Source organism: Paraburkholderia sp. DHOC27, assembly GCF_003429005.1.
Classification (GTDB): Bacteria; Pseudomonadota; Gammaproteobacteria; order Burkholderiales; family Burkholderiaceae; genus Paraburkholderia.
On record NZ_QVQV01000001.1, the window covers coordinates 327,074 to 340,764 of the forward strand.

14 protein-coding genes are annotated in these 13,691 nt (G+C 61.8%); 3 read left to right on the top strand and 11 right to left on the bottom strand.

Going from position 1 to position 13,691, the window contains the following annotated elements; genetic code table 11:
- Nucleotides 1-21 precede the first annotated feature (21 nt).
- Together D0B32_RS01410 and D0B32_RS01415 are read right to left on the bottom strand one after the other, a co-directional pair.
- Complete coding sequence (locus D0B32_RS01410; RefSeq protein ID WP_117331891.1) at nucleotides 22-1,137, bottom strand: succinylglutamate desuccinylase/aspartoacylase family protein; 1,116 nt, start codon at nucleotides 1,135-1,137, stop codon at nucleotides 22-24.
- A 77-nt stretch (nucleotides 1,138-1,214) separates the two neighbouring features.
- Complete coding sequence (locus D0B32_RS01415) at nucleotides 1,215-1,982, bottom strand: transporter substrate-binding domain-containing protein (protein WP_117331892.1); 768 nt, start codon at nucleotides 1,980-1,982, stop codon at nucleotides 1,215-1,217.
- Between the two features lie 163 nt (nucleotides 1,983-2,145).
- Between D0B32_RS01415 and D0B32_RS01420 the strand changes: the two genes are divergently transcribed.
- Nucleotides 2,146-3,072: a LysR substrate-binding domain-containing protein gene (locus D0B32_RS01420; protein WP_117331893.1), complete on the top strand. Its 927-nt coding sequence runs from the start codon at nucleotides 2,146-2,148 to the stop codon at nucleotides 3,070-3,072.
- A gap of 176 nt (nucleotides 3,073-3,248) precedes the next feature.
- The gene (locus D0B32_RS01425) at nucleotides 3,249-4,433 is read left to right on the top strand and encodes a glycosyltransferase family 4 protein (protein WP_117331894.1); all 1,185 of its coding nucleotides are present in this window, start codon (nucleotides 3,249-3,251) and stop codon (nucleotides 4,431-4,433) included.
- Between the two features lie 111 nt (nucleotides 4,434-4,544).
- Here the strand turns inward: D0B32_RS01425 and D0B32_RS01430 are convergent, their stop codons facing one another.
- From D0B32_RS01430 to D0B32_RS01445, 5 genes are all read right to left on the bottom strand, one after another.
- Nucleotides 4,545-5,585, bottom strand: a complete 1,041-nt coding sequence (locus D0B32_RS01430) for a GNAT family N-acetyltransferase (protein ID WP_259294850.1) — start codon at nucleotides 5,583-5,585, stop codon at nucleotides 4,545-4,547.
- A gap of 371 nt (nucleotides 5,586-5,956) precedes the next feature.
- Nucleotides 5,957-6,091: a hypothetical protein gene (locus tag D0B32_RS32825; RefSeq protein WP_259294851.1), complete on the bottom strand. Its 135-nt coding sequence runs from the start codon at nucleotides 6,089-6,091 to the stop codon at nucleotides 5,957-5,959.
- A gap of 149 nt (nucleotides 6,092-6,240) precedes the next feature.
- Nucleotides 6,241-6,657 carry a MarR family winged helix-turn-helix transcriptional regulator gene (locus tag D0B32_RS01435; protein ID WP_117333411.1) on the bottom strand — a complete coding sequence of 139 codons (417 nt, stop codon included), beginning with the start codon at nucleotides 6,655-6,657 and terminating at the stop codon, nucleotides 6,241-6,243.
- A gap of 93 nt (nucleotides 6,658-6,750) precedes the next feature.
- Complete coding sequence (locus tag D0B32_RS01440) at nucleotides 6,751-7,026, bottom strand: helix-turn-helix domain-containing protein (protein ID WP_117331896.1); 276 nt, start codon at nucleotides 7,024-7,026, stop codon at nucleotides 6,751-6,753.
- A 10-nt stretch (nucleotides 7,027-7,036) separates the two neighbouring features.
- Nucleotides 7,037-8,452, bottom strand: coding sequence for a PLP-dependent aminotransferase family protein (locus D0B32_RS01445; protein WP_117331897.1), 1,416 nt, complete (start codon nucleotides 8,450-8,452; stop codon nucleotides 7,037-7,039).
- Between the two features lie 157 nt (nucleotides 8,453-8,609).
- Here D0B32_RS01445 and D0B32_RS01450 point away from each other — a divergent pair, with 157 nt between their 5' ends.
- Nucleotides 8,610-10,928 (top strand): FdhF/YdeP family oxidoreductase, encoded by a 2,319-nt coding sequence (locus tag D0B32_RS01450; protein WP_117331898.1) that lies wholly within the window; start codon nucleotides 8,610-8,612, stop codon nucleotides 10,926-10,928.
- Between the two features lie 26 nt (nucleotides 10,929-10,954).
- On the opposite strand, the gene D0B32_RS32830 is transcribed toward D0B32_RS01450, so the two are convergent.
- The 4 genes from D0B32_RS32830 to D0B32_RS01465 form a co-directional block, all read right to left on the bottom strand.
- Nucleotides 10,955-11,077 carry a hypothetical protein gene (locus D0B32_RS32830; RefSeq protein WP_259294852.1) on the bottom strand — a complete coding sequence of 41 codons (123 nt, stop codon included), beginning with the start codon at nucleotides 11,075-11,077 and terminating at the stop codon, nucleotides 10,955-10,957.
- Between the two features lie 174 nt (nucleotides 11,078-11,251).
- Nucleotides 11,252-12,109, bottom strand: a complete 858-nt coding sequence (locus tag D0B32_RS01455; RefSeq protein ID WP_117331899.1) for an ABC transporter substrate-binding protein — start codon at nucleotides 12,107-12,109, stop codon at nucleotides 11,252-11,254.
- Nucleotides 12,110-12,143: 34 nt separating this feature from the next.
- A complete protein-coding gene (locus D0B32_RS01460; RefSeq protein ID WP_117331900.1) occupies nucleotides 12,144-12,932 on the bottom strand; it encodes an amino acid ABC transporter ATP-binding protein in 789 nt (262 codons plus the stop codon).
- The gene (locus tag D0B32_RS01465; protein WP_117331901.1) at nucleotides 12,929-13,648 is read right to left on the bottom strand and encodes an amino acid ABC transporter permease; all 720 of its coding nucleotides are present in this window, start codon (nucleotides 13,646-13,648) and stop codon (nucleotides 12,929-12,931) included. Before D0B32_RS01465 ends, D0B32_RS01460 begins: the two co-directional genes overlap by 4 nt.
- Nucleotides 13,649-13,691: the final 43 nt, after the last annotated feature.

The following is a 13,691-nucleotide window of genomic DNA, read 5'->3' on the forward strand; positions in this document are numbered from 1 at the left end:
CCGTCGCCCTGTTTCGCAGTATCAAGCGCCCAGCAACACGCCCGTGCGCACCGGCTTCGTTCCAGTGACGCGCCCGAGCGGCGCCCCTGCCGTCACGAAACGGATCGCACGGCGCATATAGAAAATGCCGTCGGTCTTGCTGCTGATCGTGACGGTTTCGTCCGTCAGCGGATCGACGATATCGAACAGCGGATCGCCCGCGCGAATCGTGTCGCCGATGCTTGCGTGGTGAACGAGAATGCCGCTCACGGGTGCATAGAACTGCTCGCTGCCGGCGAGCGGCGTCGCCGGTGTCAGCAGGTCCGGCAAGGGCTTCGCTTCGCCGCGAATGGCGTTGCGCCACGTCAGATAGTCGACGAGCGCGTCCGCGTCCTGCTGCGCCACCGCGTACGAAACGTCACGCTGCCCACGGCACTCCACGGTCACGGCAATGGTGCCGGTTTCGACGGGCTGCGCGGCCGGCAAGCTCTGCTGCAGTTTCCACCACAACAGACTGTGTGTCTCGTCGAACGCGCCCGCGCCCGAATCCGTTGCGAGCAGCGACGCACGCGCGCCCAGATAACGCGCGAGCGGCTCGAAGTCAGCCCACGCGGCTTCGCTCGTGTACACATGCATCACCGCTTCCAGCGAGCAATGCAGGTCGATCACCACGTCCGCGTCGAATGAAAGTTGCAACAGCGCCAGTTGCAGCGATTCGAACTCGGTGAGCGGCTTTTGCCGGTCCAGTTCTTCACGCATGAACTGCCGCACCATCTGACGATTGGCAACCGGGTCCGCACCAAAAGACTGTTTGGCGCGCTCGATCAAACCATCGAACTGCAAAAAGTGGCGGTTGAAATTCTTGCCGCTCGCGAGGTCAAAGCGGCCAACGAATTGACCGAGCACCGATTGCCCGAGACTCACAGGGTTCGCCACCGGCACCAGCACGATCTCCGCCGCGAGCGCGCCTTGCTGTTCGAGTTCGAGCAGACGACGCTTCAACAGCACGTTGGTCAACATGGCCGGCGTTTCGTCGGCATGCAGGCTCGACGAAATGAAGATTTTCTGCGCGCTATCCGCGGGGCCAAAATGGAAGCTCACCAGTTCGCGATGCGTGCCGATAACCGGCGAGAGAAGCGGGATCGATTGTTTTCTCATGATCAAATCAAAGGGTGTTCGTTAAACGCTGCGTTTAAACGCAAGGGCTATGCTCAGTTGCCCACTCAGTCGCGCAATCAGTTACCGTACGGATCGAAGTCGAAATATTTGTGGGCAATCCGCGCATACGTCCCATCTTTGCGCATCGACGCAATGGCATCGTTCAGCGACGCCTGCAACGCCGTCTCGTTCTTGCGCAAGCCGATTCCCACGCCACGGTCGCCCATGGAAAGCGGCGCGCCCACGAAGGCAAAACCCTTGCCGACGGGTGTGCGCAAGAAGCCCTGATCGGCTTCCACCGCGCCAAGCAGCGCACCGTCCAGGCGACCGTTGACGAGGTCCGTGAAGACCTCATCCTGGCTCTTGTATGCCACCACGTTGACGCCATGCGGCGCCCAGTTCGCCTGCGCGTAGGTCTCGAACTGCGTGCCCGACTGCACGCCAATCTGTTTGCCCGCCAGCGACGCGGCCGTGTCGCTCAGTCCCGAGCCCGGCTTGGCGACGAGGCGCGATTTGAACTGGAACAGCTTCGAGGTGAACAGAATCTGCTGCTCGCGTTTGTCCGTGATCGCCATAGACGACATGATCGCGTCGATCTTGCGCGCCTGCAGCGCCGGAATCATGCCGGAGAACTCCAGCTCCACCCACTGGCAATGGGCGTGCATGCGCCGGCAGAGTTCATTGCCGAGATCGACATCGAAGCCCTGCACGCTGCCGTCCGGCGCTTTGGCGTCCATCGGCGGGTAGCTCGGATCAATACCGAGCCGCAACGTCGTGCCGTCAGCGGCAAACGCGCCGCTGCTGAAGGTCAGCGCGGCGATCAGGGTCATCAAGGGAAATTTCATGGCGAACCGGAGGAATGGATGGGCGTAAGAGCGGGCGTGACGAATCAAGGTAAAACCGCACGCTTCGCCGCATGCTACCGCTCGCCAGTGCGCTGAAGAAGTCTCATACGGGCTATCATGATCATCTTTACCGATCACTGAGACCCGCAGGTTCTCATCCGTCATGGCCCTGACCATTTCGCAGTTGCGTGTGTTCACCGCCGTCGCCGAGCATGGCAGCATTCGCGCGGCGTCACGCGCGCTCGGCACGGCCCAGAGCGGCATCACGCAGCAATTGCAGAATCTGGAGTCGATCCTCGGCGCCACGCTGTTCACGCGCACCAATCGCGGCATTGCGCTGACCGCCCTCGGGCAACGGCTGCTACAACGAGCGGCGGCGATTCTCGGCGAATGCGAGCGAGCGGAACAGGAAGTGCAGCAGTTACGCGGCGACTATGTGGGCGAAGTCACGTTGGGCATGACCACCGAGCCGCTGATCGACTCGCTGGCACCCGTGCTGATGGAATTTCGCAGCCGCTTCCCGCGTGTCTCGGTGCATCTGCGCACCGGCACCTCGCGGATGATGATTGCCTGGATTCGCGAGGGCACACTCGATTTCGCCGCAGCGCTCGTCTCGCAGTACACGGACACGACGGATCTTTCGGTGACGCGGCTCTATCCATCGAATCCGGTGGTGGTATGCCGGCGCGGTCATCCGAAGGCGGGCGCCACCTCGCTTGCCGAACTGGGCGACTGCGCGTGGATCGGTACGCGCTCACCGAATCTCACCGATGATCCGCAGGTCAATCGCCTGAGCAACCTGTTTGCCAGACACGGGTTGCCACCGCCCAACATCGTCGCCACCGTGGAGGGCCTGTTCGAAAGCCTGCACCTGGTAAGCGAAACGGATTGCCTGTCGCTCGAACCGTCCATCGTGACGACGCATCGCCTCTTCGCGCCGACGCTGACATCCATCGCGGTTCGCGAGCGCGCTGTCGAGCAGGACGTCTGCCTGTTGCAGCGCGCTGCGATTCCCGTCACGCCAGCCGCCCAGGAACTGGCCACCATGATTACCTCATACACACGTACGATTCGCGCACGCAACGGATAAGGCCAGACTGTCCGCAAGCAAAATTCACGCAAGCCCACGCAAACTCCCGCCACATCAACCTTTCCGAGGCTTACGGGCTTACCCGCCAAAGCCTCGTCATTCACAGACAGCCCACGGGTCAGCGCCGCTCACGGGTTACGATGGCTGTCAGTCCAACTCTAATACTCAGTCCGCTCATGCGAGTTCTGTTCGTGGTCGGCAACCTCGGGGATTATCACGTACCGCGCTATCAGGCGTTGCTGCGCCTCGCCCATAGTCGCGGCCACGAGGTATTTCTCGTCGAGGTCTTCGGCAAATCCGGTGTGTATGGTTTTCCGCAGGATCGCCGCACTGCTTTTTTCGCTTCACAACCCGCGAACTGCGTCACGCTCATCGAGGAGGCCGGCGAGGATGACGGCCATACTGCGCGTGTGGCGGCTGGACTGCTGAAGGTGTGCCGCGCATTTCCGCCGGATGTGGTGGTGACGCTCGGCTACAACACCAACTATTCGGTCGTGCTGTGCGTGTTGAAGGCGCTGACGCGCCGCTTCGCGCTCATCTATATGTCGGATTCCAAAGCCGACGACGGCATGCGCTATGCCTTCAAGGAGCGCATCAAGCGCATGCTGGTGCGCCGTTTCGATGCCGCACTGGTGGCCGGCGAAAAGCATCGCGCTTACGCGGAATCGCTGGGTATTCCGAAGGAACGTTCGCGGATCGGCTTCGATGTGATCGACGTCGACTATTTTTCCCGCCTCGCGCGCGAGGCGATTGCCTCCGCCGACGAAGTGCGCGCGCGTTTCGCGCTGCCGCCACGCTATGTGCTGTGCGTGAGCCGCTTCGTCGAACGCAAGAATATTGATTTGCTGATTGCCGCCTTCAACCGCTCGGGATTGCATGCAAGCGGCGTCTCGCTCGTGCTGGTGGGGCAAGGCCCGTGCAAGGACGCGCTGCTTCAACAGATCGACCAGCTTGGCATGGCGAAGCACGTGCTTATTCTCAGTTCAGTGCCGAACCAGCACATGGCCGGCCTCTACGCACTCGCCGATTTCGTCGTGCTCGCCAGCAAGTTCGATCAATGGGGGCTGTGCATCAACGAGGCGTTTGCCGCGGCGAAACCCGCCATCGTCACGCGGACCTGTGGCGTGGCCAACGAAATGGTGCTGGATGGCGTGAATGGTTTCGTCGTCGAGCCTGACGACGAGGCCACGCTCACCGAAAGAATGACGCTGCTGGGTACGAACGCCGCGATGCGCGAGCGCTTCTCCGCCAACGCGCTCTCCACGGCGAAGCGCTGGACGCCGTTGCTGTTTGCGTCCAATACGATCGAACTGGCGGAGTCGATGATCAACCCGGCGAGCCGCATTCAGGAAGCGGCCTGAGCACGCGAGGTTGTTTGTGCATGAGCGCTGTTGTTGACGCGGTATACGCAAAGGAGGGGCCGCTTCTGCGTGCCCGCCCCTCCTTGCCGATCTCAACGCGCCAGCGTCACATCACAGATTGGGCGCAAACCCCGACGCCGCCCCCGGCACCATGCGCCGTTTGAGCGTGCGTGCCACCGAGTACAGCGTGCTCTGACGCTCGACCCCAAGGCGCTGCTTCAAGGTCCCGCCAAACCCATCCAGGAAGTTGAAGGTAGCCGGGCTCGAGAAGCCGTCGAAATCGAAAGTCAGTTTTTGTTCGATGGCGTGCTGCAACGCGGTCCAGATCAGCAGGCTGATGGAGCCCGCATGCGCCCCGAGCGTACGCGAGGAGAGCAGGTAATACATGGCGTGCTCGTCCCACACCAGACCGATCGCGGCGATCAGCCGGCCGCCCTCGCCGTAGGCACCCAGCAGATGGCCAGCCTTGCGCTCGACAAAGGCATTCACCAGCTGCCGCATCACGGACGTTCCATACGCGTTCGTGCGTGATCGCTCGTGCAGGTTGGCTTCGTAAAACTGCAGAAATTCGCTGGGCGTAGCAATGGGCGCAACCGTCAGCTTGCGCTCGGCGCTGCGAATCACGTTGCGGGTCTTGCTATGCAAACGGGCCCATGCCTGCTCGATCGTGCAATCCGGCGCAATCTGGAACGTGTAGCGCGCCGACACGGTAAAACCTTCCAGTGCAAACGCAAGCGCATCTTCGACACGCGGATCGAACAACTGGAAAAAGCTGTCGAAAGTCGGCAACTGCTCGATGAGTTGCGAGGCGATGCTCAAGCGATGATGTTGAGCATGAGCGACGTTGCCGTCTGCATCGAATGGTTTGATGACGGGCCCGAGCGTGCGTGTCAGCGGCGGCAAATGTGACACGCGCCACATGCCCATGCGTGCGGTGTAATAGGGCATTTCGCCCAGCACTTCCTTGCCGCGCACGACCTTCGCGAGGTTCCAGTGGCCGCCGGTGGCGATATCGAGCCACCACGGTTCGTGAAAAATGGAATGCACGGGCGACTGGACCGACAGCGGCACGGGTGCGGCCCTGCTTTGCACGACGGTGGGGCCGCGCATCAGGTACTCACGAGGCAACGTATGGTCTCTCACGGTTGTCATTAGCGACTCACCTTCTTCCGGACCTGATCATGTAGTTATTGCCGGGGCGCGTCGCAGGTATCCACGCTCTTGCGTGGTTTTATCCCGGCCTGCGAATCCCCTCGCGCGCCTGCCCTCCCCAAGGCGGTCAAACGCATCGTTCAGACACCTATCCATCGTCATGCTTTTGATTCGACTACGGCGAGTCTATTCGCAACTGGATAGTTTTTTCACGCCATAATCGAGCGAAACCGTCTGAGGGTTATCCTGGCGGCGGAAACGCCTTCGAGCGAGGCTTCACATAGTGTGCGCGAGACCGCATGGGCCGAGCGTTTTGAGAGGATTGGAGCGGTTTTTACCGCTCAGTTTCCCCGCTCAGCTTTCCCGCTCTGTTATGGGCGCAACAGATCGAGGCCGCCGAGCACGACGACGCCACTCAGCGCGATCATCGCGACCGAGTGTTGGCCAAAATACAGAATGGCCGCGGCCGACCAGGTGGCAAGAGCGAATGCAGCAATACGTTTCATGATGATGTGTCGCAATGGTGACGGTATGCAGAACCCGGCCGGGTGAATCACGCCAATTGGTCTGCTTAAACTGCCACCGCTAAAAAACCTGGGAGAGATACACGACCCGTGCATGATTAGCCATGCAACTATACGGCCAAAAAAAATGCTTACCTGAGCGCCGAACGGACGCCGCGAATCTTCGAGACTGCCTCCACGAAATCGGCGCCGCCCAACACGCGTTTCAATCTCGCCGTTACGGCAGTGCTCGCGCCATTCAGCTCGGCCTTGATGCCCAGCGCCTTGGCCGTGGGGAAAATGGACACTTCGCGACCATCGTCTTCCGTGCGACGGCGCTCGATGTAGCCCTTCGTTTCCAGCCCATCCAGTGCCCGCGTGGCGGTGGGCCGGGCAATCAGCAGCTCGTCCGAGAGTTCGCGCTGCAACATACCGGGACGCTCGATGACAGCCCGCAGCATGAAACCCTGCGGCGGCGTGACGTCGAAAGGTTCAAACGCGTCCGCCCACTCGCGTTCAAGACGGCGAGCCAGCGCGGAGGTGTTGAAGTAGAGGCATTGATCGAACATGAGCGAATCATACGTCACGATAGTTAGCAATGCAACTATATTCGAGACAGGCGTCGGGGCAACACATGCCACGCCACGCCGCGCCGTGTCATGTCATTCCGTTGATTGCCCGGGATCGCTGAACAGTTCGGCACACAGGCCAAGGCCCGCATCGTTGAGATGCGCCGTCCCCGTGCCGTCCTCGCTGAAATGCGTTTCGACGATACCGCTCTCCACCAGCACCGTCAGTTGCCGGCGCAATGCGCTCATGGGCAGGCCGGATTGTTTGGACAGTTTCGCGAGCGACCAGGCGCGCCCCGGCGTCTCCTCGTGCGCTCGCCACAGTTGCATCAGCACGGCCACCATCTGCGGATCGATTTCATCGTTCATGCATGTCTCCTCAGGCCATCGTGGCCACGAGGCCACCCAAGGTTTTGAGCGCGGCTTCGGACTGCGCCGTCCACGGGTAGCTGTAGTTGAGCCGGATGAAATGCCGGAAATCGTTGCGCATGGAAAACATGTAGCCGGGGCCCACCGTAATGCCCTGCGCGAGCGCGGCCCGATACAGTCGCATGGAATCGACACGCGGAGATAGCTCCACCCACAGCACGTAGCCGCCCTGTGGTGTGGAAATGCGTGTATCCGGCGGGAAAAACCGCTGCACCATCGCGCTCATCAAGCGGGCCTGTTGGCGATAAAAACGGCGCACGTGACGCAAATGCCGATCGTAGCCGTCCTGCCGCAAATAATCGGCCACCGCGACCTGCGGCACGGAAGGGGTGGTCAGCGTGTTGAGAAACTTGAGCTTTTCCACTTGCGCGCGGTAGCGGCCGGGCATGGCCCAACCAATCCGGTACGACGCGGTCAGGCTCTTCGAAAACGAGCCGCAGTGCAGAACCAGCCCTTTCATGTCGAAGTTCTTGAGCGTCGTGGGCCGCGTCTCGCCGAAATACAGTTCCTGGTAGACGTCGTTTTCGATCACCGGAATGTCGTGCTCGCTGAGCAGTTCAACCAGACGCCGCTTGCGCTCGTCGGGCATCTGAAAGCCGAGCGGATTCTGGAAGTTCGGCATGACCATGCAGGCCGCGATCTTCTGCTTGCCGATGATCTGAGCGAGCACGTCGAGGTCGATGCCTTCGGCGGGATGCGTGGCCACCGCAATCGCACGCATGCCGAGACGCTCGATGGCGTGCAGCATCGCGTAGTAGGTCGGGGATTCGACCACCACTGTGTCGCCCGGCTTCGCGACGGCCTGCAGACTCAGGTTGATCGCCTCGGTGGCACCAAGCGTGACGATGATCTCCGACGGATCCACCGGCACGCCGTTTTCCGCGTAACGCCGCGCAATCTGCCGGATCAGCTCCGGATTGCCCGGCGGCAGGTCGTCGATCAGGTTCCAGCTCGAATGACGCCGCGCAATCGCGTTGGCGTACTGGTTGATGCGCCGCCACGGAAACAGCGTGGGATCGGGATAAGGCGAGCCGAACGGGACCGCGTCGTGAGCGCGAATGCTGCGCAAGGTGGACAGCACGAGCCGGCTCACGTCCACTTCCGCAGCGGGCGTCGCCGGTTTCGCGGTACGGCCACCGTGGACGGCCTTGGGAACGGCGCGCTCGCGCACGAAGTAGCCCGATTGCGGCCGTGTCTCGATCAGGCCGCGCCCTTCCAGCAACGCGTACGCATGCAGCACCGTCTTGATGCTGACGCCGTGCTGCTGGCTCGCCTGGCGCACCGACGGAATCCGCTCGCCGGCGGCGAACACGCCGCGGCGCACGGCTTCGCCTATTTCATCAGCAAGTTTCTCGTAGAGCTTCACTGGGACCCCGGGCGGTGGCGGCTGCGATGCACGCAGTCTAAGCCATTCGCGGCCAACTGTATCCCTCCGGTTTCAGGTTTTCTGTGTTCCGCACAACTTTTGGAACACAGTAGGCTTATCCCATTAGTCAATCCGGCCGTTTTCGCCCCATACGAACATGAAGAAGCCCGAAGCCCGCATCGAACCGTACACGCATCCCGCTGCTGGCTGGGGCGCTCTCAAGTACGTCGCGCTCAATCTGCTGAAGGAAAAAGTAGCGGGCGGCAACTACCGGACCCTGCTCGCGCAGAACCAGCCCAACGGCTTCGATTGTCCCGGCTGCGCGTGGCCGGACCGGGAACACGCGTCCACCTTCGAGTTCTGCGAGAACGGCGTGAAGGCGGTGGCCGCTGAAGCCACCAGCAAGCGCGTCACGCCGGCGTTCTTCGCGCAGCACACCATTGCCGAGTTGATGACGCAATCCGACTTCGAACTCGAACAGCACGGCCGCCTGACCGACCCGCTGGTGTACGACGCCGCCCAGGACCGCTACGTGCCGATCGACTGGGACACCGCCTTCCAACTGATCGCACGCCACCTGCACGCACTCGACGACCCCGACCGCGCCGCTTTCTACACCTCGGGGCGCGCCAGCAACGAGGCCGCGTTTCTGTATCAACTGTTCGTGCGCATGTACGGCACCAACAACTTTCCCGACTGCTCGAACATGTGCCACGAGGCAACCAGCCGTGGCCTGCCCGGCACAGTAGGCGTCGGCAAGGGCACGGTCACGCTGGACGATTTCGAACACGCCGACACCCTGCTGCTGTTCGGCCAGAATCCGGCCACCAATCACCCACGCATGCTCGGCGAACTGCGCGAGTGTGCGAAGCGCGGCGCGACCATCGTGTCGATCAATCCGCTCAAGGAACGCGGGCTGGAACGCTTCGCGAGCCCGCAGCACCCGGTTGAAATGCTGACCATGGGCAGCACGAAAATCAGTTCGGTGTTTATCCGCCCGAAGGTGGGCGGCGACTTCGCGCTCATCAAAGGCGTCGCCAAGCGCGTGATCGAGCTGGATGACGCCGCGCTCGCGAATGGCGACGAACGCGTGCTCGACCTCGACTTCATCGCGGAACACACCGTAGGTTTTGATACCTTCGCCGACGACCTGCGCGCCGAAAACTGGGAAACGGTCGTCGCCGAATCCGGCGTGTCGATCGACGAGGTCTTCAAACTCGCCGACATCTACGTCAAGGGACGCGCCGTGATCTGCACGTGGGGGATGGGCCTCACCCAGCACAAGAACTCCGTGCCGACCGTGCAGTTGCTCTCGAACCTGATGATGATGCGCGGCAATATCGGCCGGCGCGGCGCGGGTCTGTGCCCGGTGCGCGGCCATTCGAACGTGCAGGGCGACCGCACGGTCGGCATCGAGGAGCGGCCCACCGCGGCGTTTCTTGACCGCCTCGGCGCGGCCTACGATTTCGCGCCGCCGCGCGAACACGGCCTCGACGTCGTGAACACGATTCAGGCCATGCTCGACGGCAAGGTCAAGGTGTTCATCGGCCTGGGCGGCAACTTCTCCATCGCCACGCCGGACACGCCGCGCACGTGGGAAGCCATGCGCGCCTGCGACCTCACGGTGCACATCACCACCAAACTGAATCGCAGCCATCTCGTGCATGGCCGCGACGCGCTGATTCTGCCCACGCTCGGGCGCACCGAGATCGACCTGCAGAACGGCGTGGCGCAAGGCGTGACCGTGGAAGATTCGATGAGCATGGTGCACATCTCGTACGGCATGAACCGCCCTGCATCGGAGAATCTGCTGTCGGAAATCGCCATCGTCGCGCGTATGGCGGAAGCCACGCTCGGAAGCGCCAAGGTGGACTGGCGCGCGCATATGAACGATTACGCGCTGATCCGCGATGGCATCGAAAAGGTGCTGGACGGCTTCGAGAACTACAACGAGCGGCTCAAGCACCCAGGCGGTTTTCATCTGGGTGTGGCCTCGCGCGACCGCATCTGGAAGACGCCGAGCGGCAAGGCGCAGTTCCTGGTGAACCCCATTGCGGTGGACACGCCGATTCACCGCGCCCGTCAGCTGCATGGCGAGCGCCTGATGACGCTGATGACCACGCGCTCCCACGACCAGTACAACACCACGATCTACGGTCTCGACGATCGCTACCGTGGTGTCTATGGCCAGCGGCGCGTGCTGTTCGCCCACAAGGACGATATCGCCATGCTTGGCTTTGAGGCCGGCCAGCGCGTGGATATCACGAGTGTGTGGGACGACGGCATCCAGCGGCGCGCGGACAGCTTTCTGCTGGTCGAATACGACATTCCGCGTGGCTGCCTCGGCGCGTACTACCCGGAGACCAATCCGCTGGTGCCGCTTTCTTCCGTGGCGGATGGCGCGGGCACGCCGACTTCCAAGTCGATTCCGGTGCTGCTGACGGCCTCAGCCGCAGTCGAAGCCGTAGCCGCCTGATAGACGCAGCGGCTACCGCCGTTGCCTCACATCAGCCAGTGGAGCAACAGCGAACTGATCAGGCCGCCGGCGCCGACGATCAGCAGTGTCTGGATGATGGTGAGAGATTTACGCGAGGACGAGACAGAAGTAGTGCTGGAAGAAGTCACGGGTCGTTGAAATTTCGATTGAGGGGAAATGACGCTGCGGCGTAGTGGCTCTACAGCAGATTCGGATGAACACCAGCCGATCTGTGCGCCGCCGGATTCGCGAAAGGCGTGATTGTACCGCCCTCGCTCCACGGCCCTCTTTGCATTACCTCAACGAGTGCGTCGAGGCACGTCTCAATGCTTGACCGGGAAGTACCAGAGATTGCGGTCCGAATAACCGAACTGCGCGATGATGACGGCCATCGTGCCGTCCGCGCGAATCTCGTCGAGCGCGCGGGAAATGGCGTTGTTCAGGTCCACGTCGCCCTTGCGCAACGCGTACCGGGCGTAGCCGTATTCCTGCGGCAACGGCTTGTAGTCGTTGACCATCTCGAGCGGCGCGTTGGGATGCTGCCTCAGAAACTGCCCGATCTTGATGTCGTCCTCCATTGCCACATCAATGCGCCCCGCAATCAGATCGGCAAATTCGTTCTCGCTGCTCGTGTAGAGCTTGAGTTCCTTCAGGTCATGCCGCTGGTCGAGCAACTGATGGTTGATGCTGCCGCGCAGCGTGCCCACCGCGCGGCCCGCGAAATCGGCCCAGTCGTGAATCTTCGCCGGATTGCCGCGCTGCACGGCAATGCCCGAGCCATACCAGTACGCCGGGCTCGTAAATGCCACCACCCGCAGACGCGCAGCCGTTTCATGCAGGTTGTCCGCGATCACATCGGCGCGGCCCGCCAGCAGCGTGGGAATCATCGCGTCGAACGGCACGATGTCCCACGTCACCTTGGTCAGGCCCAGCCGTTTTGCGATCTCGCGAAAGATGCGCACGTCCGCGCCGTCGAACGAATTGGTCTTGTTGTCGCGAAACGTGTTGGGCGGATCAGCGGAGATCACGAACGTGACGCCGCTGTCCACCGCACGTTTGTATGAACCGTCGCCGCCGTTGAAACCCACGTCGCTGATCACGGCGTTATCCGCGGCGCTGGCCGTGGACAAGCAGAACAGACCGGTCACGATGGAAGCCAGCAACAGCGTTGTTATTCTCATGAGACGCTCCCGAGTTGTCGGTCTTTGAAATGCGCTACGGACTCACTGCCCCACCCAGTTGCCTGTTCCGCTCCCTCAACGAGCGCAGGAAATCCTGCGTACGTGGCTGCTGGGGCGACTCGAAAAACGCCGCCGGACTGCCCTCCTCGACGATGCGACCGTCGGCCATCAAGACGATCCGGTCCGACACTTCACGCGCGAAACCCATCTCATGCGTGACCACGACCATCGTCATACCTTCGTTCGCGAGCGTGCGCATGACACGCAGCACTTCGCCCACCAGTTCCGGGTCGAGCGCCGAGGTCACCTCGTCGAACAACATCACCTGCGGCCGCATGGCGAGCGCCCTGGCAATGGCCACGCGTTGTTGCTGGCCGCCGCTCAGTTGATGCGGATAAGCGTGCGCTTTGGCCTGTAGCCCCACCTTGTCGAGCAACGCGTGGGCGTCGTGCGTGGCCTCGGAGATGGAGACACCTCGCACGTGAACCGGCGCGACCGTGATGTTGTCGAGCACGCTCAAATGCGCAAACAGGTTGAACGACTGGAACACCATGCCGACTTTCGTGCGCAGCATTTCAATGGCTTTCTCGTCGTCCGCGCGGCGCGCCCCACTTTTGCGCGGCGAAACAACGGGAGTTTCATCAAAATACATCGTACCGCTATCCATCGTCTCCAGATGATTCATACAACGAAGCATCGTCGACTTGCCGGATCCGGATGGTCCCACCACGCTCACCACTTCGCCTTTCGCGACGTTCAGCGAAACGTCCTTCAGCGCATGCAGACTGCCGAAGTACTTGTTGACGCGTTCAAGCCGGATCATGGCGTGGCCGCCGAACCTTGCGGTGTGTTGCTCACCGCCACTTTGCCGCCCACCTGCATCCGGCGTTCGAGCCAGCGTACCAGCAATGCGCTGGGCCAGGAAAACGCCAGATAGATTACGCCGATAATCGTAAAGACCGTCAGGTACTGGAAGTTGGTCGACGAGATGATTTGCCCCGTAAAAATCAGTTCTTTGACCGTGACGATCGACACCAGCGACGTGTCCTTGAACAACGAAATGCCGTAATTGCCGAGCGGCGGAATCACGACGCGGATGGCTTGCGGCAAGACGATCAGGCGCAGCATCTTGCGACGCGACATGCCAAGCGCCTTGGCCGCTTCGATCTGGCCTTGCGGAACCGCGGCGATGCCTGCCCGATACACCTCGGCGAGGTACGCCGAATAGTTGATCGACAGTCCGATCACGCCCGAAAGAAACGGATCGAAGCGAATCCCGAAGGCCGGCAGCACGAAGTAGATGTAGAACAGTTGCAGCAGCGCCGGCGTGCCGCGAATCACTTCAATGTAGATCGACGCCAGCGTGCGCAATACACGCGACGGCCCGATCCGCGCCAGAGCAATCAGCAAACCGAGCGGCAGGCTGATCAGAATGATGCAGAACGTCAGCGCGAGACTGGTGGCGGCGCCCTTCAGCAGCGCGGGCAGATAATCGGCCACGCCGTGAAAATCGAACAGGTCGGAGATTGCCGTCAGCATGAGCTTCCTCCGCGCCTGTCATGCACGCACACGCCTGTCCCGC